The sequence below is a fragment of the Alicyclobacillus sacchari genome, assembly GCF_004366795.1.
In the GTDB taxonomy this organism is placed as follows: domain Bacteria; phylum Bacillota; class Bacilli; order Alicyclobacillales; family Alicyclobacillaceae; genus Alicyclobacillus; species Alicyclobacillus sacchari.
In genome coordinates, this window is record NZ_SORF01000007.1 from 24,225 (window position 1) to 45,864 (window position 21,640).

Below are 21,640 nucleotides of genomic sequence, written 5' to 3' on the forward strand. Positions count from 1 at the left end.
AGATAGACAATCGGACCGATTGTCACTTGCCAAGTTCATATGAGACTGGTTGAGATCATGAGAGAACCACAAGTCAGGTGCACAAGAGTGCGCTTGGTTTGTGGTTTTTCTTTTGGGGAGGAAGCGGCAGTGAGAGAGAGTGCATTTTCGTTTCGGAATCGGCAGGACATCAAACGCTCGTTGGCAAGCGAGAAGCTCGATGTGCTAATCATCGGCGGTGGCATTACAGGAGCAGGCATTCTTCTCGATGCCAGGGCTCGCGGGCTCAACGCCGCGGTCGTCGAAATGCAAGATTTCGCCGCTGGGACTTCGAATCGTTCAACAAAACTGGTGCACGGCGGTTTGCGTTATCTGAAGCAGTTTGAAGTCGGTTTGGTCGCCGAAGTCGGCAAGGAACGCGCCATCGTGTATGAGAATGGCCCACACATCACGACGCCGGTTTGGATGCTGCTTCCGATTATCGAGGGTGGCACGTACGGTCGCTTGGCCACAAGTTTTGGTATTTACGTTTACGACAAGCTCGCTGGTGTGAAGCGTTCGGAACGGCGGAAGATGTTGAGCGTGGACGAGGCGCTTGCCAAGGAACCTTTGCTGCGGCGCGAAGGATTGAAAGGGGCAGGCTATTATGTCGAATACCGAACGGACGATGCCCGACTGACGCTCGAAATCCTGAAAGCGGCGGTCGATCGCGGAGCAAAGGCGCTTAACTACGCAAAGGTCACGAAGCTCCTATATCACGAAGGCCGCGTCGTCGGCGCGTCCATAGAGGACGTGCTCACGGGTGATACGCTTGACGTCTACGCGGAGAAGGTGGTCAATGCGACTGGACCGTGGGTCGACGAGCTGCGGGATATGGACGGTTCGAAGCAAGGCAAGACGTTGCATCATACCAAGGGCGTTCATATCGTCGTGGATGGCGGGCGTTTTCCGCTTCGCAATTCGGTTTACTTCGACGTCCCGGACGGTCGCATGATTTTTGCGATCCCGCGTGAAGGTAAGACGTATATCGGAACGACCGATACCAACTACCATGGCGACTTGAAGAACCCGCGCGTGACACAGGAGGACAGGGATTATCTGACTGCCTGCGTCAACGCGATGTTTCCATCTGTACGCTTGACGGACGCGGACATCGAAAGCAGCTGGGCAGGCGTGCGACCGTTAATTCACGAGGAGGGCAAGGATCCATCTGAAATCTCGCGCAAAGATGAGGTGTTTGTATCGGGCAGCGGCCTCATTACGATTGCCGGCGGCAAGCTCACGGGTTACCGGAAGATGGCCGAAAAAGTTGTAACCATGATTGCGACCGACTTGGCCGCGCGCCGTGGTTGTACGTTCGCGCCCTGTGCCACGGATCACATCCCCTATTCGGGAGGTGACTTTGGCGGATCGGGCCAGATGCCAGCCTTTGTAGATAATCGCGTGCAACAAGGCACGGCCTTGGGGTTGACGGAGAGCGAGGCGCGTAGACTCGCCAGGCGCTACGGCACGAATGTCGACGCTGTGTACGCCTTGATTGCGGATGGGCGGGATAAGGCGGCGGCATCGGGCCTGTCGCTTGAGGTGTATGGGGCTTTGCAATATGCCCTGGTGTATGAAATGGCGATGACACCGTCCGACTTCTTTGTTCGCCGCACCGGGGCGCTTTACTTCGATATAGACTGGGTGCGCCGTTGGCAAGAACCTGTCGTCCGGTATATGGCTCAGGAGCTCGGTTGGACAGAGCGCGAAGTGGAACGTCATGCGGCCGATCTTGCACGCCAAATATGTGAAGCGACGACCGTCGAAGGGGAACCCGGTTCCTCGTCGGCTGCAGACCGAGGAGCATATGTGGGAGCCTGACACAAAGGGCCTGTTCGGGTGTAACATACCTATAGCGTCATTCGATTTGCAGGGGCCAGGCGCCTTTGGTTGCTTGGCTGGCGGCGGGGGACGGCGATTTTGCTGTCCCCATTTCGCAAGAAAGGTTGTTTGCCCGAATGCAGGCTCAACAGAAGACACACATCCGGATTTTCCGCCCAATGTTGTTGGGAATTCTCGCTTCCCTCTTTTTTGCGGTGACGTTCGTGTTCAACGAAGCGATGAGTCTGCGTGGGGGACCTTGGTTCTGGAGCGCCGCATTGCGGTACTTTTTCATGCTTCCATGTCTCATCGCGGTTGTGTCTTTGCGCGGTGGCTTGTCTGAATTATTGGAATCGATCCGTCATCATGGCCGGCAGTGGCTTGTTTGGGGAACGATTGGCTTCGGCCTGTTTTATGCGCCGCTCTGTTTTAGTTCTGCGTATGGACCGGCTTGGCTTGTGGCGGGATCGTGGCAAATCACCATTGTTTGCGGTGTGCTGCTCACTCCTTGGCTCTCGCCAAGGGGATCATCGGGGGTGCGTACGCGCTTGCCGCGCAGAGAGTTGGTCACGTCTACTGTCATTCTGTTGGGTGTCGCCCTCATGGAATCCGCACAGTCGACGCATGTGCGCCCGGGTGCATGGTTTGCCGCTTTTCTGCCCGTCGTTTTGGCCGCGATCGCGTATCCACTTGGCAACCGCAAGACCATGATGATGTTTTCGTCGTCGCTCGATACGTATCAGCGCTTGCTTGGTATGACGATTGGCAGCCTTCCGTTTTGGATCGCTCTATGCGCGATAGGTGTGCCGTTCGCTGGATGGCCGTCTCCCAGTCAGGTGCTTGGGTCACTGGTCGTGGCCTTGTCGTCCGGCGTGATCGCAACGGCATTATTCTTTGCTGCGACCGATATGGCCAGGAACTCTCCGAAGTGGCTGGCTGTCGTGGAGGCGACGCAGGCGGGGGAAGTGTTGTTCACACTCTTCGGCCAGATGCTGGTGTTGCCTGGTGCGGCGCCGACTCCCGCCGGATATGTTGGTATCGCGATCGTCGTCGCGGGATTGTGTGTACACAGTTTGCAGATGGGGCAATTCAAGCAGCGTGTGTCGCCGGAAGCAGCCGCGCGATCGGTTTCGTTGCGTGTCGACGGCGAGCCGTGGGACCAGTAGTGTTGGCACATTCGACAGAAGACTCCGGGATTCATCAAAAGTTGTGAGGATTCGAAAGAGGAAAGACAAGACACGATGCAGAAACAAGAGTACAAATCATGATGAAAGCGATTTTTACAACCAGAGTGGGGGAGTAGGTCGTGGGTTTTTGGAAACATATCGCGGTTGGGTTACCTGCAGCCATCGGACTGTTGGCGTGGCAAGTTCCGGGGGTTGATGCGGCATCTGTACAGGCAGACACTGTGCAGAATCCTAATACACAGAACGCGCAGGATTTAGGCCCTGCCAGTGCTGGTGAGACCATCACTGCGTCGCTCATCCTGAAGGTCCAAAACGAACAAGGATTGGAGAACTACATTCAACAAACGGAGACACCGGGAAATCCGAATTACCATAAATTTCTGACGACGAGTCAGTTTGCTGCAGAATATGCACCATCACAACAAGTCATTCAACAGATTGTGGGGGATATCCACCAACTGGGACTTCAGGTGGATCAGGTCGATGCGGATGGGCTCGATATACAGGTAAGCGGTACGGTCGCCCAATTTGACAACGCCCTTAATACGACCATCGATAACTTCCGTGCAGATGGCCACGAATTCAGAGCACCGAAGCATGTCCCGCACATTCCGAACGTGTTGCTGAACAGTGTTTTGGCGGTCGTCGGTTTGGATACAGAGCAGGCGGCACAGTCGTTGACCGTAAAATCCCCGAATGTGAACGGTGCTTCAAGTCCTCAGGTTGTGTTGCCGAAGAGCGGAAGTACAGCGACCAATACGCCGGGGAGCTACACGGTGGGCGATACTGCAAACATGTACGATATCAATCCTCTCTATCAAAAAGGGATCACGGGCAAGGGAGAAACTGTAGGTATCGTTACACTGTCCGACTTCAATCCGTCAGATGCGTACGCGTACTGGAGTGGCATCGGGCTGAAGACACCGGCGAATCGAATTCGCGAAGTACAGGTCGACGGTGGTGGCCAAATCGATGCTGGTTCGGATGAAACGACGCTCGATGTCGAGCAGGCTGGTGGGATCGCACCAGACGCCAATATCGTCGTGTACGATGCGCCAAACACGGACGCTGGTTTCATCGATGCGTTTTATCAAGCCGTGTCCGACAACGTGGCCGATTCGCTGTCCGTGAGTTGGGGGCAGCCCGAGATTGACTACTTGGCAGCCATGAACAATGGTGTCGACTATACGGATGAACTCGCCGCTTTCAACCAGGCGTTTATGGAAGCTGCGGCCCAAGGCATTTCCATGTTCGCCGCGGCAGGCGATTCCGGTGCTTACGATACTGCACGTGACTTTCCACCGTCGGACGGTTTCACGACGCCGCTAACGGTCGATTTCCCAGCTTCTGATCCGTATATCACGGCGGCAGGCGGGACAACGGTTCCGTTTTCGGCAAACTTCCAACTGGGTGCAGTGAACATCCAGAAGGAACGGCCTTGGGCATGGGATTATCTGCAGAACCTTGGTTATACGGGTTTGTTCCCAATTGGCACGGGTGGCGGCGTGAGTGTCATCTGGCCGCGCCCATGGTATCAAATGGGGATCTCAGGCATGCAAAATAGCGCGTCTGGGCAGGCGTTTACAGACTCGCAAGGGCTGTTGTTTGGAACGCCTTTCACGTATCAATTACCGGCCAACTTTGCCGGTCGTAACGTGTCCGACTTGTCGATGGATGCGGATCCTGAAACAGGGTACTTAGTCTATGATAGTGCGGATGGGGGCTGGGTTGCGGGGTATGGCGGAACGAGTTTCGTCGCACCGCAGTTGAACGGCATTGCCGCGTTGATTGACCAATTCACTGGATCGCGTGTGGGGTTCATCAACCCAGTGTTGTACGGATTGCAAAAGACGTTGGGATATGGCTCCGATAAACCGTTTAATGACTTGAGCGACGGCAGCACGAACTGGTACTACCAAGCCGTTCCTGGGTATGATCCAGCATCGGGCATCGGGACGCCGAATGTGGCAAACTTGGCTGCCGCATTGAAATGGCTGCACTGAGGTGCGGTTTGCCGGCATGAACCTCCCGCATCGTTGAACAGTGCGCTTGTGGGCTGTCCTACACCGTTATTTTGGTGGCGGGGACAGCCCGATGTGCTGTTCACTGTAGAGGCTCAAAGTAGCTTTTATGTAATGATGTCATGAAGAAGGTGCAAACCGTTCAGGGGTCTGTGAAACGAGTTGATCATCAACGCTTTCGTGTTCATTGACTTGTATACAAGTATACGGTATGATTGCGCTTGTAGGAAGGCACAGGGGGTGTGGGCGTGATTGCCGGAATCTCGTATGGCGAAGCAAAAAAGACGCTTGGCGAACAAGCTTATGAATCTATCCGCGAAGAAATTTTATCTCTCCGCCTTTACCCTGGTCAAACGGTTTACGAGTCGGACTTTACTCGCATGCTTAACATGAGCAGGACACCAGTTCGCGAGGCTGTTCGCGCACTGGCGATGGAGCGTCTGATTGAGGTTCTTCCGCAGCGCGGTATGAAGATTGCCCTGATTTCGGAGCGCCAGGTCGAGGAGACACGCTTTATTCGAGAGAGTCTCGAAGTCAGTGCGGTCGCTTGTGTGGCCAATCAAGCCAGGTCTTCCGAAGTGAAGGCGTACCTCGAAGAGAATTTGGGACGCTCACTTGAGGAACAGCGACGTTTCGTGCGGCAAGCAGACGCCGTTTCGTTCTTGCACGCGGACGATCAATTTCATCAAGCGTTTTTACGGGTCTTGGGCAATGTGACATTGACGTCCATTGTGACGCAAATGAGGGGGCATCTCAATCGCGTACGGATGTTGTCCCTGTATGAACCGAAAGCGATGGCTCAATTGGTGCAGGAACACGAACAGATTGTGCAGGCCGTGCTCGCAGCAGATTCAGACTGGGCAGCGCACGCCATGCGGGCACATCTTGGTCGCCTGATGGACGATTTGCCAATTGTGAAGTCACGCCATCCGGATTACTTCGAGCCCTCATCTACTGCGAGCACACGTTAAATCCAAGCCGTGCAAGGGCCAGACGATCAAGACCAGGGGGATGAAGCGATGCGCATTACCGATATTGTCGCCACCACGGTGACTGTTCCGCTGGAAGCTCCATTGCGGCACAGCAACGGTGCACATTGGGGGCGGTTTGTACGAACCATCGTTCAGGTTCACACGGATGAAGGAATTGTCGGTCTTGGTGAGATGGGGGGTGGCGGCGAGAGCGCCGAACAGGCCTTTGCGGCACTGAAGACGTACTTAATCGGTCATGATCCATACCGGCTCGAGGAACTTCGGTTCAAAATTGCCAATCCGACAGCCAGTTTGTATAACAACCGAACCCAATTGCTTGCCGCGATTGAATTCGCATGTCTCGATATCATGGGCAAGCACCTGGGGCGGCCGGTTTACGATTTATTAGGCGGGAAGTTACGAGATGAAGTCGAGTTTGCAAGCTATCTTTTCTTTCGACTTCCGAATGAGAACACAGGTGAAGGTGAGATTCGCAGCGTGCAGCAGTTGGTCGAATATGCGGCGCAGTTGCGGGATATGTATGGATTTCGCGTACACAAGCTAAAGGGCGGGGTCTTTCACCCAGATTATGAGTTAGAATGTTATCTAGCGCTCGCAAACGCTTTCCCGGAGGATCGTCTACGTTATGATCCAAACGCCGCGCTGAGCGTGGAAGATGCCATTCGCTTCGGAAGAGCGATTGAACACGTGAACAACGATTATTACGAAGACCCGACATTTGGGCTCAACGGTAACCGCCGTGTTCGCGAGTTTGTTCGCATTCCAATTGCCACCAACACGTTCGTGATCAATTTCGAGCAGCTATCAGCCAATATTTTACAACCAGCTATCGATGTAATTTTGCTCGACACGACGTTTTGGGGTGGCATTCGCCCGTGTGTCAAGGCTGCTGCCGTCTGCGAGACATTTCAGCTTCCGATTGCGGTTCACTCGTCTGGCGAACTGGGCATTCAATTGGCGACCATGCTTCATCTGGGTGCTGTCTTGCCCAATCTGACCTACGCCGCCGATGCCCATTATCATCATCTGCTTGACGATGTGATTCAGGGCGGCAAGCTTCGCTATGAAAACGGCTGCATTCGCGTGCCGGATGGCCCCGGCCTTGGCGTTGAGCTCGATCACGAAAAATTGGGCGAATATGCGGAGCTGTACAAACGGCTTGGCGGATATCCGTACGATCGCGATCCAGCGCGCAAGGACTGGTTTCCGCTCATTCCAAATACACGTTGGGCGAATCACCGGGCGTGATCGAAAAGGATGGGGATGAAGAGACATGCGATTGCAAGATAAGGTGGCATTGGTCACTGGCGGCGGGCGCGGGATTGGTGCCGCGATCGCGCGGAGAATGGCTTCAGAAGGTGCGAAGGTGTGCCTTGTCAGCCGGACACAGGCGGAATTGCAAGCGCAGGCGGCGTGGATTCGCGAACACACGGAGGCGGACGTCTTGGTGGCCGTCGGGGATGTGGGCAATCCGGAGGACGTCGAACGCACCGTGAGAGAGGCAGTGGCGCATTTCGGACACATCGATATTCTCGTCAACTGTGCGGGAATTTCCATCGCCCATGCTTCGGTGGATCTGCCGTTTGAACGCTGGAAACAGTGCCTGAACGTCAATCTCGACGGCACATTCCTGTACTGTCAGGCGGTTGGTAAACGGATGATTGAGCGCGGGCAGGGTGGCAAGATCATCAACATCACCTCGCTCGTCGCCCATGCGGCCATCCCAGAGCGTGCGGCGTATGCAGCGAGCAAGGGTGGCGTCAAACAACTTACGCAAAACTTGGCTTTGGAGTGGGCGAAGTACAATATTCAGGTCAACACCATTAGCCCGGGATTCATCATGACCGAAATCGTGCGCGACTATATCGCCCGTGGCGTCCATAAGCCGGAGAAAATGGTGGCGCGGATTCCGGCGGGACGCATGGGAGAAGTCGATGACATTGCTGGTCCGGCCGTTTTTCTTGCGTCGTCTGACAGCAATTACATGACGGGCACGACGCTCCTTGTCGATGGCGGATTTTTGGCTAACGGATATGTGTAACGAGCGCAGATAGCGACGAGAGAGTATGGAGTGAATGGATCAAGATGCCGAAGAATATGTTTTTTAATGCACATCACAGCCCAATTGGGGCGTTTTCCAGCTTTACGCTCGGCTTTCCGGGCGCAAATGCGGGATTTGATTTGGAGCTCGGGCGGCCGCCCCAGACCAGTGTCTACATTGGCCTCGAGACGCGTACGGGCGGGCAGTTTGAGGCGTTGCCGTTCTTTGAAATCGGTGCAGACGAAAGTCTCCGTTATGACGTCGAGAAGGAAGTCGATGCGAATGCCAATCGCCACTTGCGTCCATTTGTGCGATCCGCTGTGGCGCGCGACTTCCAACTTGGCAGCGACACCTGGCAGGCAGGTGATCTGACGTTTACGTTGTACAACCAGGTCGTTGGCGTTCCCGATCCGGAGCAAGGTGATACGGATGCGCTGAAACTCGCATTGCTTCCAGCCGTGATCGCAGAATTGACCGTCGATAACCGGGCTGGTGCCAAGACGCGCCGCGCCTTTTTCGGCTATGAAGGTGGGGACCCGTATGCGGCCATGCGCCACATCTCAGGCCCTGGGTTTGTCGGTGTCGGACAGGGGCGGATCACGGCCATTGCCACGGCTCATCCGGATGTTCGACCTGCAACTCATTTCAGTATGGAAGACATCTTAACGACCCCGCTCGAGGAAAACTGGACATTCGGACTCGGCCGCACGGGTGCGCTCATCATGGACGTGCCAGCGGGTGAAGTGCGGACATATCCGTTCGTCATTTGTTTCTACCGTGGCGGAATCGTGACCACGGGCATGGACGGATCGTATTGGTACACGCGGTACTATCGAAATATCGAAGAAGTAGCAGAGACGGCGATAGCCTCATTTGGTGAGGTGAAGTCCCGCGCGGACCGGGCGAATCAGCGCTTGGCTGAGGCAAGGCTGAATGACGACCAAAAGTTTATGATGGCACACGCCATTCGCAGCTACTATGGATCGACCGAATTGCTGGACGTCGGCGGCAAGCCGGTATGGATTGTCAACGAAGGCGAGTATCGCATGATGAACACGTTCGATCTCACCGTCGATCAGCTGTTTTTCGAGCTGAAGATGAATCCGTGGACGGTGCGTAACGAGCTTGACCTATTTGTGGAGCGCTATAGCTACGAGGACCGAGTTCGTTTCCCAGGCGAGGAAGAGCTGCATCCGGGAGGCATCAGTTTTACACACGACATGGGTGTTGCAAACGCATTCTCGCGGCCGCACTACTCGTCATATGAGGAATACGGATTGACAGGATGCTTTTCGCACATGACGCACGAGCAGTTGGTCAACTGGGTCTTGTGCGCCGCTGTGTACGTCGAACAAACGGGGGATGAAGCGTGGTTCACACACCGGTTGCCCATTTTGGAACAGTGCTTGACGAGTTTGCTTCATCGCGATCACCCAGATCCGACGCAGCGCAATGGCGTGATGGGCCTCGACAGCGATCGCACAATGGGCGGCAGTGAAATCACGACCTACGACAGTCTGGACGTGTCTCTCGGGCAGGCCCGGAATAATCTCTACTTGGCAAGTAAGACATGGGCGGCGTACCTTGCCTTGGCGCGATTGTTTGCGCGGGCAGGCCGGGCCGATTTGGCGGACACCGCGCAAGCGCAGGCTCGACGTACGGCGCAGACCATCGTGCGCCATCAGACGAAAGATGGGTACATCCCGGCTGTGATGGGCGAAGGTAATGATTCACGCATCATCCCTGCCATCGAGGGGCTTGTCTTTCCGCTCTACATGGGGTGTCCCGAGGTCCTCGCTGAAAGCGGTCCATATGCCGAATTGATGCAAGCCTTGCGCCGCCATTTGGAGACCGTTCTGGTGGAAGGCGTTTGTTTATTCCCAGACGGCGGTTGGAAGATTTCATCGACGAGCGACAACTCGTGGCTCAGCAAGATTTATCTCTGCCAGTTTATTGCGCGCAAGGTCTTCGGGCTGCCTTGGCAAGAGGCCGGCCGACGGGCCGACGCGGCACACGTCGAGTGGTTGACTCACCCGACATGGTCTGTGTGGAGTTGGAGTGACCAAATTGTCCGCGGAGAATTTCACGGCAGCAAGTACTATCCGCGCGGCGTGACGAGTATCCTCTGGCTCGACGAGTGATTGGCGGGTTGCAGGCAACAACCCTTGGCGTCGAAAGGAGGAATTTCTCTGTGAAGACAGTGCAAGATCATCGTGCGTCAACGATGCCAGTCAATCTGGACTATGCTGCATGGCTGCAGGCGACGCCTGTTGCATTGGATGCCAAGGCGTATCCGTTTACGCAAGCCATTGTTTGGCGAACGGGTCGTCGTGTCCTCGACACCGCGGCGGCCGAGTTGTGTCAAGGCATCGCGGAAGCGTTCGCGGTCGAGCCCAAGGTGGGGGAGGCCGCACGGCTGGCCCCTTGCCGCCTCTATCTGGGCCTCCCAACTGATCTTCCAGGCTTTGTTGCCAACCAAGTCTCTGCATATGTTCAACAAGTTTGCGGTGATGGGTACGTCATCGTGCCCATCGAGGGCGGTTCTCTCGCTGTCGTTGGTCACGTGGATATTGGTTGTTTGTACGGCGTCTTTCACCTGTTGCGGGCGATCCGCATGGCACAACCGCTAACAGAGCCGATCGTGCAGTCGCCGCACAACGAGCTGCGCATGATCAATCACTGGGACAATGCCGATGGCACCATTGAACGCGGGTATGCAGGCAAATCTCTGTTTTATCGCTCGAACACGGTGCAATTCGATCCGGTGCGGGTGCGTGACTACGCGCGATTGCTCGCCTCTGTCGGCATCAACGCGATCGCGGTGAACAACGTCAACGTCCATCGCGTGGAAACCCAGTTTGTCACCGACGCGTACCTTCCGTCGCTGGCGCGGTTGGCGGATCTGTTCCGCGATTACGGCGTCCGCATCTTCCTGAGTGTCAACTTTGCAAGTCCCGTCGAGCTGGGCGACCTTGCGACGGCCGATCCACTCGACCCAGAGGTGCAAGCTTGGTGGAACTCGACGGCGGATCGGATTTATCGACATATCCCGGACTTCGGCGGTTTTTTGGTGAAAGCCGACTCTGAGTTTCGCCCGGGTCCTTTTACGTATGGCCGCGATCACGCAGATGGCGCGAACATGTTGGCGCGATCGTTGAAACCCTACGGAGGACTCGTGATTTGGCGGTGCTTTGTGTACAACTGCCTGCAGGATTGGCGGGACAGGAAGACGGATCGGGCACGGGCGGCATTTGATCATTTTGTGCCGCTTGATGGCCGGTTTGACGACAACGTTCTCTTGCAGATCAAGAACGGCCCTATGGACTTTCAGGTGCGCGAGCCTGTTTCGCCGTTGTTTGGTGGGTTGGCAAGGACGAATCAAATGCTCGAACTGCAAATCACGCAAGAGTACACTGGGCAGCAGAAACATGTGTGCTACCTCGTCCCGCAATGGAAGGAAATTTTGGACTTTGATACACACGCATGCGGACAGGGATCGACCGTGGCCCGCTGCGTGTCAGGAGCCCTGTTTGGCTGTGCGCACGGTGGCATCGCGGGTGTCGTCAACGTTGGCGACGATTTGAACTGGACGGGTCACTCCTTCGCGCAAGCGAACCTGTATGGCTTCGGACGGCTTTGTTGGGATCCGTCGCTGTCTGTGGAAACTATTACAGACGAGTGGGTGCGCTTGACGTATGGCGATGATCAAGATGTCGTCAGCGCGCTGGCGTACATCCTGCTTGCATCGTGGCGAACTTACGAAGACTATACGGCTCCGCTTGGCGTCGGTTGGATGGTCAACCCCGGCCATCACTATGGTCCCAATGTCGACGGGTACGAGTATTCCAAGTGGGGAACGTACCACTTCTCTGATTGCCACGGCATTGGCGTCGATCGCACGATCGCGACGGGCACAGGTTACACAGGGCAATATCATGAGCCGAATCGCAGCATGTATGAGAACCTGGAAACCTGCCCGGACGAGTTGCTGTTGTTCTTCCACCACGTACCCTATACGCATCGACTGCGCTCGGGGAAGACGGTGATTCAACACATCTACGATACGCACTTTGGCGGGGTCGAAGCCGTGGAACAGATGCGCAGGATGTGGGCGGAACTTGCGGACAAGGTCGATCCGGAGCGCCACCATGCCGTGCGTACTCGCTTGGATGTTCAGCTGCAAGACGCGATCGAGTGGCGGGACGTGATCAATACGTATTTCTATCGCAAATCTGGCATTCCTGACAGGCAAGGGAGAACCATCTTCTAACAGAAGGAACACCTGTCCGATCTCGCGAATGAATTCAACCATGAACTGTGAGCGGGGTAGGAGGGGTTCATCTGTTTACGTTTGTGCACTGTGCAGATCTGCACTTGGACAGTCCTTTGCATGGGTTGACAGGGCGCGAAGACGCGCCGATTGACCTGTTGCGGTCAGCGACGCGGCGTGCCCTGGAAAATCTGGTCGATTTTTGTGTTCGGGAGTCGGTGCAATTTGTCGTGATCGCCGGCGACGTTTACGATGGCGATTGGAAGGACTACCATACAGGCCTGTTTTTCCGCAAGTGCATGGCTCGTTTGGGCGAAGCGAATATCCCCGTCTACTTCATTCGTGGCAACCACGATGCGGCAAGCCTGATTACGCGGGAACTGCGTTTGCCGGATAACGTGTTCGAGTTTTCCGTATCGGAGCCGGAGACGAAATTCCTTGAGGACATCGGTGTGGCCATCCACGGGCAGGGTTTTGCCATGCGCGATGTGCGGGAAAACCTCGCGCGTTCATATCCGGCGCCGGTCCCAGGCTATTTCAATATCGGGCTCTTGCACACAGCTGTGCAAGGGCAAGCCGGCCACGATCCGTACGCCCCTTGTCACATCGACGATCTCCGCCGCAAGGGCTATGACTATTGGGCTTTGGGGCACGTTCACATGCGCCAAATCCTCCATGAATATCCCCATATCGTGTATCCCGGTAACCTGCAAGGACGACATATTCGCGAAACAGGTGCGAAAGGCTGTACCGTCGTACGCGTCGACGGCGGGCGCGTCACCGAGATGTGGCAGCAACCTCTGGACGTTTTGCGCTGGGAAGTCTGCGACGTCGCGATCGACGGCGTGACGGATCTGGAAGAAGTGGCGGATCGGGCGGCAACTTCGCTGGCGGCATTGGCGAACGCGCATCCAGGTTATCCTCTGGCGGTGCGTGTCGTGCTCCAGGGGGAAACAGAGATACACGGTATGTTGCTCGGGGACGAAGACCGCGTCTACGCCGAAATGATTGGCGTTGGACAGGATATCGGATCGAACATTTGGATTGAGCAAGTTCGCATCGAGACGAAGCCGGTTGTGTCAAGGCAACACCTTGACCATGCGACATCGGACTGGCTCGTCAGCGCATTACAGGCTGCGCGTGGCGATATGGCACTGCTGGATGACTTTGTGAGGGACATGCAGCACACGCAGAATCGCCATAGTTATGTCGATCACGGCTCAGATATACCATACATTCGCTCTCGGGACGACGTCCTGCGCTTGTTGGAGGAGGCTGAAGCCATGCTGTTCGCACAGTTGGCGAAGGGCGGTGATCGGCGATGAAAATGCTGGGGCTTCAGGTTCAGCACGTGCAACATTTTCGCGATCTCGCTCTCGATTTTCGCGGCGATGTCAACCTCCATGTGTTGTATGGGCCAAACGAAGCGGGGAAAACCACGTTGCTACACATCGTCCTCGATTGGTTGTTTGGTGGCACGCCATCGCTCACATACACCAAATGGTCGAGGCTTTCGGGCCTATTGTTGGATGCCCATGGCCGCGAGATCAACTTTGCGCGATCGATTCATCGCAACAAGCTCGTTGCCGTCGGTGGCGATGCAGCACTTGAGCAGGCTCTGCACGCGTGTTTACAAGGGCACGACCGCAGCCGCTACGAGCTGCTTTATGGATTGAACCACGAAGGCCTGCGGCAGGGTGGCGAAGGATTGTTGGCGTCCCATGGCGACGCAGCCATTTCACTGTTTGCGGCGGGTGGCGGGATCGCCACGTTGCAGCGGCACATCGACGCGTTGGGCAAGCGGGCAGGAGAGCTGGTCGCGCAAAGGAACAATGCCACCACGAAGAAGTTTACGGGCGCGATAAATGTCTACCATCAGCTCGTGCGTGAAATCGACCAAAACAGCTTGCGTGGACAAGACTTTACGCGTTTGCAGCAAGAGATCGACAGATGCCGACGGGAGCGTGCGGACATACAGGAGCAGGAACGTGTCATCGAACGCGAGCGCACACGGCTTGAGCGGTTGAAGCGCGTTCGCGAGCCTTTGCAGGAGTTGGCTGCTCTGCAAGGAGAATTGCGGTCATTGGCGGACGTGTCACCGCTAACTGAGGAGGACGAACGCGCACTCGAGAAGATTCTCGAGCTTCGTGTTACATCCGCGCAGGCCCTCCATGTGCTGCGAACCCAGATGGAACAACTGCAGGAGCAGCGTCAGGAGATTGTCATCGACGAGGAAGCGCTGCGCAATGAAGATGCCGTGCACGCACTGCTTGAAGGGGTGGGGCGGTATGAAGACCTGCTAGAGTGCGATATTCCGCGTTTGGAGGCCGAATATGCTGAATCCGTTCGCCGATGCGACGCGATCATGGCGAAGATGCCCACGCGCCTTGACGAGGGTGTGGCAACGGATCTCCTTCGCGGAACTTTTTTGCACGAAGAACTATATAAAGTTGCTGAGGCGTGGCAAAAGGCGATGGAGGACAGCCAGCGCGTCCGCTGCGATTGGCAAGTGTCCACGCAGGAGGTCGAGCGGCGTCAGGAAGCGTGCTTCGCCTTCGGTGATGTACCGGACTTCGCTCGCTGGCAAACATGGCTGGAAGACGCCTTACAAGCTGGTCACAATCGGATCGACGCAGATATTCAAGAGTTGAACGAAACCATCAGCCTGGAGCGCAGAAGGCTGGAACAACTGCTCAGTCGGCAACGGCTCGTTGAGCCAGATATCGAGAGGGTCGCCAAGTTGCCGATTCCGCTCGAGGAGACCATAAGCCAATACGAGAAAGATTTTTCGAGAGTAGGCGAGGAATTGTGGGAATGCCGTCGCGAGTTGGAAAAGGAACGGCGGCGTGTGACCGATTTGGAAGACGAACTGGAGCGTATCGACCAGTCCGCGTTTGTACCGACTGCCAAGGACTTGCAGGCAGCTCGTGCTCAACGCGATGCGGGCTGGGCGCTCATCAAGGCGGTTGTCAGCGGCGGTGTTTCGTCACAAGCAGACGTGGCCCGCTATGTCTCCGAGATGGGCGCGACGTCGTTGCCGCTGGCGTTTGAACGGGCACTCGCCACGGCCGACCAGCTTGTGGATGCGATGTTGCGGGACGCCGCACGATTTGCGGACCGCGCAGCCAAGACGTTGGAGAAGGATCAGACACTTCGGCGGATCGAGCTGGAACAAAGGCATGAGCAGGATGTGTTGGCGCAGAGGGATCAGCTAACCAGCAATTGGACGGCTGTTTGGTCGGCTTGTGGGTTGGTGCCGGGCTCGCCGAGGGAAATGAAACAGTGGTTGATGGAGTTTCAACAACCCGTGCGCGAGCGGCATGCGGGTATGCGGGAGGACATGGCGAAACTTGAACAGTACGAGGAGCTTCGCAAGCAGTTGCGATCCCGCTTACAACTTGCGTCAGCCGATTTATATGTGGAAATTCAGCCGGAATGGACCGTTGCCGAGTGGATGCAAGCACTTCTGCACAAATGCCACGAATTCGCGGAGTTAGCACAGCAGAAACAGGCCGCAAACCAAGCGTTGGCCGAGGAGCGGAATCGGCAGCAGAACAAGTTGCAGGAACTTGCGTCGGCCGAGGAAAAGGCTGCGCAATATGCTGGGCGTTGGCACGCTTTCCGTGGAGAGTTCCCGTTTCTGCCCGAAACGCCGGATGTGCCGTTTGTTCGTTTGCTCTTTGAATGGCAAACCCAGGCCACACAGGTCGAGCGGCTTGGGCGCGAGTTGCAGGACGCGAAGGCCTCACGGGATCGCTTTGCAACACAGGTGCGTCGGATTGCCGTGGATATGAGTGAACCGTGGGCACCCGACACGTCTTGTGGCGCTCTGGTTCGCCGGTTGCAGGCTCGCGTCAAACAGGCGTTAGAGACGGCAAATCGGTTAGAGAGCGTGGAGCGGGATCTCGAGCGACTGCATGAACAACTGCGCGAAAAGGAGTCAACTTTGGCGTTTTGTCTGCAGGAGATGGAACGTTACAGTCGGATCACAGGCGGTGTGACACCTGAAGAGTGCAGACGGGTCATGGCTGAGTCAAGGCGGTATCGGCAGCTGGAGGAGAAGGTGAGGTCTCTTGAGAGGAGTGCCATCGCCGCGGGGGATGGGCTGCCGCTGGAAAGATTACAGGCGGAACTGGCAGAATACCCAGACCCGGGCGAACTCGAGCGATCGCTTCAAGCCCATGCCGACACATTGCACGATCTTCGGGAGCAACTGGATCGTACCAATGATTCGCTGCGCGAGTGCGAAATGCAATTTGAAGAGATGAATCGGGAGCGTGCGGATGCGGCAGCGAAACGTCAAGAGGCCGAGGCTAAGTTGGCCGAAGCGGATCGTTATTGGCGCGAATACTTGCGAGTGGAGTTGGCACGGCGCCTGTTGCAAAGAGCCATCGAGTGGTTTCACGAGCAACATCCGTCCACTGTGCTTGATCGGGCTTCGGCGCTGTTTCGGCGTCTGACGTGCGATCACTACAAGAAGGTCGATATTGTGTATGAGGAAGGCGGATCGCGGTTGGTCGTTCTAGATCCGTCCGGTCATGCCAGAACCGTTGAACAACTGAGCGACGGCACACGAGACCAGCTCTATCTGGCACTGCGCCTCGGTTTTATCGAGGACCACGTTCAGTTTGCACCCGGACTGCCACTCGTCATGGATGATATCCTCGTGCATTTCGACGACGAGCGAACATTGGCGACGCTCGCTGTGTTGAGCGAACTGTCTGCACATACACAGGTGTTGTACTTCACGCATCATCAGTTCGTGGTGGATGCCGCGAAGCAGATGCTCGGCGATCGCGTCGCGGTTCACCATTTGATGGACATTGGCGCACCCGAGGAGGTTCGCTGAGCGGGCAGCGCCGAGACGGCATCTTGGTGGGAAGTTGCTCGCTCGTGCGATCGATGGCTATTCGCGGTATGATCATTCCCGCTGGAGGCGTTCATATGGTCGTACGACGTTACCTGGGAGATATCGCGATAGCCGCCGCGATTGCATATGCCCTGTACATGCTATTTAGCAGTTTCATCGCTGACCCGCAGGATGTATCGTTCCTTTCCCATAAGGTCGGAATTGCGCGCCATCTCAATCATCCTGTTTGGATTGCGGTGCTGCATATTCACATCGCGGCCGCTGTCGTTGCCATTGTTAGCGGCATGCTCAATTGGACACTGACAGGGGCCAAACACAGGTGCGGTGTGCATCGCATGGTCGGTTACCTTTATGTCCTGTCTGTTCTTGGCGTAGACGGTACATCGGGTTACTTGGCCCCTTTTGCCACAGGTGGTGAAATCTCGACTGTGGCGTTTAATACGTTGAATGTCTATTGGCTAATCGTTACGGTGCTGGCTTATGTGCGGATACGGCGGGGGGATGTCGCAGGACATCGCGCATTCATGCTGCGTAGTTATGTGTTTTGTGATACGAACGTCCTGAATCGCGGGTTCACCTACCTGGGGGCGCATGTGGTGCATTTGCCCTATACGACTGCCTACGCCATCGCGGTATGCGTGAGCATTGTCGTCAATGTTTTGGTTGTGGAGTGGTGGCTATTCATACAAAGAAGGGCGAATCGGCGTTTAGCTTCAAGGATGTAAGGGTACGTGTGATACGACGGTCAATTGCCCTGATGATCGAATTATTTGAGGAAGAAAAAATGGCCGGCACGATGAAGACGGGCGGCAGACGGTGGTTCCGTTTGCTCGCCCGTTTTCGTGTAAGGGTTGAATCAAAGTGAGGCTTCCACGTGGTAGTCGCTTTGGCTTGTGTGATCCGAGCCATTGCTCAGGTTTGCCGCGCGGAACGCCAGCGTCAAAACAATGACGACGATAACATTCAACACAAGTGCCCAAATACCCGCATAACCTGCGACGGTGCCACCAAAGATGTGAAGTGCGTAGGTGGTGGACTTATACCCTGTCGTTCCCCACATGTAGATACCATAGACAATCCCGACCAACCAGCCAATCAGCAGTGCGCGCCGATGGAACCAGCGCGTGTACAGCCCGAGTACAAGAGCAGGCACGGTTTGCAAGATCAAGATGCCGCCGACTTGTTGCATACTAATGGCGTATTGTTGAGGGAAGCCCAGGATGAAGACCAGCGCACCGACTTTGACCAGAAGCGATACAATCTTGGCTACGCGCGCTTCATGTTCTGGTGATGCACCTTTTACAAAGTATGTTTTGTAAATATTGCGCGTGAATAAATTTGACGCCGCGATCGACATGATAGCTGCCGGTACGAGTGCCCCAATCGCGATCGCCGCAAATGCGAAGCCGGTGAACCAGCTTGGGAATTCCTTGAGAAAAAGCAGCGGAACCGCTTGGCTTGTCGATTTGGCGTGAACACCAGCCGCCAGCGCCATAAAGCCCAGCAATGCCACAATGCCGAGTGCGAACGAATAGGCCGGCAGCAACGCCATATTGCGCTTGACCACACGGCGGCTGGAAGCACTGAAGACGCCAGTGAGCGCGTGTGGGTAGAGGAACAGAGCGAGCGCGGAACCAAATGCCAAGGTACCATATGCCGCATACTGTTTCGGTGACAAGATGTACGAACCTGACGGATGATGTGTCGGCAATATCGTCGCAGCTGCGTGAAAGATGTGCCCGAAGCCGCCGAGTTTCATGGGAATGACGATGACCGATACAATGACGGTGATGTAAATCATCAAGTCTTTGACCACCGCGATCATCGCAGGGGCCCTCAATCCACTGGTGTAGGTATACAAGGCCAGGATGATAAATGCAATGATGAGCGGCCAGTCGCCACCGATACCAATGGCGCTGATGACCGCCTGCATACCTGTCAACTGCAGTGCGATGTATGGCATGGTTGCAACAATGCCAGTGATAGCAATGGCCAGAGATAAGAGTTTGTCGTCGAAACGTCCCTCAATAAAATCAGAAGCGGTGACATAGCCGTGCTGTTTGGCTACAGACCAAAAGCGCGGCAAGATGAGGAGAAACATAGGATAGACCACGATGGTGTAAGGTACGGCATAAAAACCGAGTGCGCCTGCCCCATACATGAGCGCAGGAACGGCGATGAACGTGTAGGCGGTGTAGAGATCCCCACCGACCAAAAACCATGTGATCAGTGTTCCGAAGCGTCGTCCTGCCAAGCCCCATTCTTCCAGATGGTTCAGGTCAGCTCGCCGCCATCTTGCGGCTATGAAGCCAAGGACAGTAACAAGTATAAAGAAGATAATGAAAACTGTAAACGCGGTCCAATTCATCGTTGGTTCGCCCCCTCCCCTTATCAAACTTATCAGTCATCTTGAAGTATGAAGTATAGAAATCCAGTGATGATGGCACTAATGATGACCCACATCATTTGGTACCAATAAAAAAGGGGAATCCCCCACAGTGTGGGTGATGCAGACGCATAGAATTGCGGAAACAGTGTGCCGATGAGCGGGATGAAGACCAGCAAATACCACCAGCGGCGGCGATGCGAAGCGGTGTGATTCGGTTTGTTCATACAGAACACCTCCTTGAACAACTGGATTTGGACATGGAAGAAACTTCACACAATACATTAGTGGCAACGCTTACACCGCAGTAAGAATATTTATATCTAAAAGTCACGGCTCTGTCAAAGATGCGCACATGATATACTATATATTGATTTTATAACTATTATATGGATTGGTTTTCCGCTGTGTTTTCATCCAGGAATCTTACAAAAGCTATCACGGTAGAAAGCGATTTAGAATTGTGCGATCGGAAGTTGAATCGTCACACGCGTCCCATGCGTCCCGTCACTGTCAAATTGGATATGGCCACGGTGTTCCTGGATAATATTGTATACCACCATTAGTCCGAGTCCAGTCCCTTTTTCTTTGGTTGTGTAAAAAGGTTGGCCGAGTGTAGCGAGAAGATGTTTAGGTATACCAGGCCCGTCATCGGTCACTTCGATGATGACATGTTCAGGTTGAACATCATATGAGAGACGAATGGTCCCTCCGCCGTCTTCCATAGCTTCAATGCTGTTTTTGAAAAGGTTTAAAAAGACCTGTTTGAGCTGCCCAGGGCTGCAGTGTAGAGTGACATCCGGTATCGGACTAGAATCAAAGTAGACATTGACTTTGTGGGCCTGTCCCTCAAGCAGCGTGATCGTATCACGGATAATGGTATCCAGCGTATAGTTGCAAAATTGCGCCGGTTCTGGCTTTGCGAGAACGAGTAAAGAGCTTGCAATATCGGATATGCGAACAAGCTCTGACCAGACGATGCGATAGGATTCGGGTGACACCTGATCAAAGTGTTCCCGAAGCAGTTGCAGAAAACCCATGACGGATGTCAATGGATTGCGAATCTCATGGGCAATACCGGCCGCCAGCTGTCCCGCCACAGCTAGTTTTTCGGTTTGCAACAGGTAGTCTTGCTGGCGCAGGCGCTCTGATATATCTCGTGAGACAACGATAAAGCACTCGATCTCGTTGTCTGGTGTAGAAACAGGAGAGATTTTTGTTTCTGTCGGGACGACTCTGTCGCCGAATTGAAGGCGTATCTGGTGCAGCGACGAGCGCAGTCGGTTGTCCTCCAATGCTGCACGTACGGAATCAGGATTCTGAATAAACGTATACAGTGACTGTCCGACAATCTCGTCGAGAGGTTTGTTAAAAAGGCGAGCATGCGATGGTGACGCAAAGGTGATTGTCGCACTTGGATTGACAAGTAGGATGAGATCGTCTGTGTGATTGGCAATTAATTGGTATTTCTTTGTGGCTTCCGAAGAGGATTTGACGGCTCTGGAGTACTGCTGCCACATGAGAATAAAACAGATCAGCAACAACCCGACAGGGAGTATGGCGTCCATGATCTGATCGTAACGTCCAATCAATACAAACAGAATCGAACTCATGGAGACGGAAAGATAATTAAAGCTGCGGACGGTCGACCAAGCGGATGCAAGCTGGTCGAACGACCAGTGCACGCCGAGGAATAATAAGATGTTTACTGCTTCAAAGGTGCCGAAGATTAGGGCGGACTGAAACAAGCTCGGGGTCCCCTTCGTAACTTGAAAGACAGCCACGCTCGTATAGAGCGATACCTGAAACATACCGAGCGTCGTGATATAGCGAAACCAACGGATCTTGCGCACATTCCAGTGATACGCGCGAAGAAATGTAAAAAGGCACCCCATTCCCATGACGAGATCCGCTGCCATGACGCCGTACTTTGTACCCGCCCATATATAGCATAAAATCGAGGTGCTCCATTGTGCCCCTCCAGGAAGGTATAGGGGATAGTAGTCCAGTACGCATGCCAACAGTGTAACA

At 55.0% G+C, this 21,640-nt stretch carries 14 protein-coding genes; 11 read left to right on the forward strand and 3 right to left on the reverse strand.

The window, feature by feature from the left end; all coding sequences use genetic code 11:
• The first annotated feature begins 129 nt into the window (after positions 1–129).
• From C7445_RS08345 to C7445_RS08395, 11 genes are all read left to right on the forward strand, one after another.
• Positions 130–1,842 (forward strand): glycerol-3-phosphate dehydrogenase/oxidase, encoded by a 1,713-nt coding sequence (locus C7445_RS08345; RefSeq protein ID WP_424922999.1) that lies wholly within the window; start codon positions 130–132, stop codon positions 1,840–1,842.
• A 65-nt stretch (positions 1,843–1,907) separates the two neighbouring features.
• On the forward strand, positions 1,908–3,008 hold the full coding sequence (locus C7445_RS08350) for a DMT family transporter (RefSeq protein ID WP_243835067.1): 1,101 nt from the start codon (positions 1,908–1,910) through the stop codon (positions 3,006–3,008).
• A 140-nt stretch (positions 3,009–3,148) separates the two neighbouring features.
• Entirely contained in the window at positions 3,149–5,032 is a 1,884-nt protein-coding gene (locus C7445_RS08355) for a S53 family peptidase (protein WP_134159620.1), read from the forward strand.
• A gap of 266 nt (positions 5,033–5,298) precedes the next feature.
• Positions 5,299–6,021 (forward strand): GntR family transcriptional regulator, encoded by a 723-nt coding sequence (locus tag C7445_RS08360; protein WP_134159621.1) that lies wholly within the window; start codon positions 5,299–5,301, stop codon positions 6,019–6,021.
• A gap of 48 nt (positions 6,022–6,069) precedes the next feature.
• A complete protein-coding gene (locus tag C7445_RS08365) occupies positions 6,070–7,290 on the forward strand; it encodes an enolase C-terminal domain-like protein (protein ID WP_134159622.1) in 1,221 nt (406 codons plus the stop codon).
• A 25-nt stretch (positions 7,291–7,315) separates the two neighbouring features.
• Entirely contained in the window at positions 7,316–8,083 is a 768-nt protein-coding gene (locus tag C7445_RS08370) for an SDR family NAD(P)-dependent oxidoreductase (protein WP_134159623.1), read from the forward strand.
• A 44-nt stretch (positions 8,084–8,127) separates the two neighbouring features.
• Positions 8,128–10,224: a glycoside hydrolase family 52 protein gene (locus C7445_RS08375; RefSeq protein ID WP_134159624.1), complete on the forward strand. Its 2,097-nt coding sequence runs from the start codon at positions 8,128–8,130 to the stop codon at positions 10,222–10,224.
• 83 nt (positions 10,225–10,307) lie between these two features.
• Complete coding sequence (locus C7445_RS08380) at positions 10,308–12,353, forward strand: alpha-glucuronidase family glycosyl hydrolase (RefSeq protein ID WP_134159722.1); 2,046 nt, start codon at positions 10,308–10,310, stop codon at positions 12,351–12,353.
• Between the two features lie 47 nt (positions 12,354–12,400).
• A complete protein-coding gene (locus tag C7445_RS08385) occupies positions 12,401–13,678 on the forward strand; it encodes a metallophosphoesterase family protein (RefSeq protein ID WP_243835068.1) in 1,278 nt (425 codons plus the stop codon).
• Positions 13,675–17,202 carry an AAA family ATPase gene (locus C7445_RS08390; protein WP_134159625.1) on the forward strand — a complete coding sequence of 1,176 codons (3,528 nt, stop codon included), beginning with the start codon at positions 13,675–13,677 and terminating at the stop codon, positions 17,200–17,202. Before C7445_RS08385 ends, C7445_RS08390 begins: the two co-directional genes overlap by 4 nt.
• 95 nt (positions 17,203–17,297) lie before the next feature.
• Positions 17,298–17,948: a DUF2306 domain-containing protein gene (locus tag C7445_RS08395; protein ID WP_243835069.1), complete on the forward strand. Its 651-nt coding sequence runs from the start codon at positions 17,298–17,300 to the stop codon at positions 17,946–17,948.
• Between the two features lie 131 nt (positions 17,949–18,079).
• On the opposite strand, the gene mctP is transcribed toward C7445_RS08395, so the two are convergent.
• From mctP to C7445_RS08410, 3 genes are all read right to left on the reverse strand, one after another.
• A complete protein-coding gene (gene mctP, locus C7445_RS08400; protein ID WP_134159626.1) occupies positions 18,080–19,591 on the reverse strand; it encodes a monocarboxylate uptake permease MctP in 1,512 nt (503 codons plus the stop codon).
• 32 nt (positions 19,592–19,623) lie between these two features.
• Positions 19,624–19,836, reverse strand: coding sequence for a DUF3311 domain-containing protein (locus tag C7445_RS08405; protein ID WP_134159627.1), 213 nt, complete (start codon positions 19,834–19,836; stop codon positions 19,624–19,626).
• A 228-nt stretch (positions 19,837–20,064) separates the two neighbouring features.
• Positions 20,065–21,357, reverse strand: coding sequence for an ATP-binding protein (locus tag C7445_RS08410; RefSeq protein WP_166669054.1), 1,293 nt, complete (start codon positions 21,355–21,357; stop codon positions 20,065–20,067).
• Positions 21,358–21,640: the final 283 nt, after the last annotated feature.